Source organism: Mycobacterium sp. TH-M82 (assembly GCF_057473605.1).
This window is the reverse complement of sequence record NZ_JBYCKY010000013.1, coordinates 1-2,218: the sequence shown is the minus strand read 5'-3', so window position 1 is coordinate 2,218 and position 2,218 is coordinate 1. Positions and strand designations below refer to the sequence as shown.

The window sequence follows — 2,218 nt, the reverse complement described above, 5'->3', positions numbered from 1 at the left end:
TGACCGGGGCCGCGCCGTAACGCTTGACCAGCCCCAACAGCCGGTACACCTGGCGCATCCGTGTCCACGGCAGCTGGTGATCGAGCAGGCGTTCGGCGTAGATGCCGATATCGGCTCCGTGCCCGGCGGCGGTGGCGATCAGCGCGGTCAGGTCCCGCATCGCGTAGCCGGTCTTGTCAGCGGGCAGATCAGCCGGGTCGGTGCAACGCCCACCGATCGGTTGGCGGGGATGAGTCTTGACCAGCTTTCCGCGGTGGAACGCCTTGACCAACTCGCCGTCGGCGCGCACCGAAACGGTCTGCCCGCGAAGGTGTTCGGGGATTGAATACAATGCCCGATCGACTTGAATGTGGTAGTCGCGGTGCACCTTGGCTTCAGCGTAGATCGGCACCTGGTAGACCACTGCCGGGGCGGGCAGCAGCAGTGCGGCCTCGCGCTCGGCGAACACCACCGCCGGACGCTGACAGGTAGTGCCGTGGATACGCTGGCCGGCCTTCTCGGCGCACCACACCTGGGCTCGGGCCTGAGCGTCGGCGAGGTCAGCGAAGTCTTCGCCGGCGAAGAAGTTGCCCCGCACGTACTGGACCATGCGTTCTACCCGCGGCTTGTCCTGGGGGTGACGAACCCGGGCCGGATCGGTGAAGAATCCCCGGGACTGCGAGTACTCCGTCCAACCCACACTGAACTGCGGATCGGTCGAATCTGCCTTGGGCACAATCGGTGTCATGTTATCAGGGATCAACACCTTGCTCGACTTTCGCGGTTATGCGGCGGCTGCGGCGCAGGCCAGTTCGTAGTCTCGGTATTTGTGGGGGTCGGGTTGAGCTGGGCCAACGCCGGTAATTCGGGCTGCGACAAGGGTTCTGCGGAGCTTGGCGAGCATGTCTTCGAAGGCGGGTTCGGTCTTCTGGTCATACCAGGGCTCGGCGGCGTGGCGGGTGGTGAGGTCGTCGGGGTGGTAGCCGGACAGGGTGTACCAGATGATCACCAGGGTCTGCACGAGAAACCCGAACGGCACGGTGCGTTCCACGGCACGTTGCACGCGGTTGCGGGCCTGGCCGACCCCGAGGAGCTGTTTGCCGGTGGCGTTGGCGGGTTCGATTGACCAGCGATCGGCGTAGCGGGCGATGATGCCCGCGCCGTCGGTGGTGGTGGTGTCGGTGGTGAGCACCGCAAGGTCATAGCCGGTGGCGGTGTCGGGTTCGCGGGCCAGCACCACCCGGCCGGGAGTGTCACCGAACGCGCCGTACCACAGGCAGTCGCGTTCAGCGATCGCCACGGTGTCGATACGTCCGTAGCGGTTCACCGTGGTGGTGCGCCAGGTTGCGGTGGTGGCCAACTCGGCCAGCCGGGGCAGTCGCCGGCCTTTCTTGGCGGGCCGGCCGCGGCGGCCGGTTCGCGGCGGCGCTGGGGCGTGCAGGGCTGCGTTGGCCGGCAGCCGGGTGGTGATGGTGACGCCGGGAACCAGCAGCGGCCTGCCGTGGTAGGCGGCATCGCCCACGGCGTGGATCTGCTTGTGCGGAAACGCTTCAGCGAGTGCGGCGAGCATGGCACCGGCCAGCTCGACCGGGGAGGCGGTGCCCTTGCCGGCCCAGAGCCGAAACAGCACCGGCAGGCAGATCGGGTGGCTGCAAAACGGCAGCCGCACGACGATCCCGGCGATCACCCACCGGTTGCCCCGGCCGAGTTTGGCTGGTCCTTGCGCGGCGCCGTCGTGGGTCCAAAACGCGTGGTGGACCTTTTTGCCCCAGCGGCGAAACAAGGTGTCATCGACGGCGACGGTGATCGCCGCATCCGCGTCGAGCACCCGGTCGACGATCAGCCGCGCGATCGCGAGCCCGAGCTGATCGGTGTCCCAGACGTAGTGGGAGAAGAACCGGCACGCGGAGTGAAACGACACCAGCGCGGCCATCCCGGCCCCGGCGAGCATGCCCACCACGGTGCGGCGCATCGTACGGGCGACAAGTCCGGTTGCCAGCAGCGTGAACAACCCGAACGTCGCAGACCGGCGAAACACCGGGCGCAGTGTTTCCAGCAATTCACGCCACGAGGCCGGTAAGGTCGGCTCGGAAGCATCGGCGGTGTCTCGAACTTTTGAGCGAGCAAGATTCACCTGCCGATGCTTCGTCATCATCACGGGCGGATCACGCCGACACGCCGATCAGGTCACAATCGCCTCAGCAATCACGCCCGTCACACTGATCAAACTGCGAAACTC

General features: G+C 66.8%; 2 protein-coding genes. Both read right to left on the bottom strand.

Features of this window, described 5'->3' with window-relative positions; genetic code table 11:
- A partial coding sequence (locus tag AC2VON_RS00360) for a Mu transposase domain-containing protein (RefSeq protein WP_486951167.1) occupies positions 1–715 on the bottom strand: 715 nt, incomplete at its 3' end.
- 48 nt (positions 716–763) lie between these two features.
- Positions 764–2,017 (bottom strand): IS701 family transposase, encoded by a 1,254-nt coding sequence (locus AC2VON_RS00355; protein ID WP_486951166.1) that lies wholly within the window; start codon positions 2,015–2,017, stop codon positions 764–766.
- Positions 2,018–2,218: the final 201 nt, after the last annotated feature.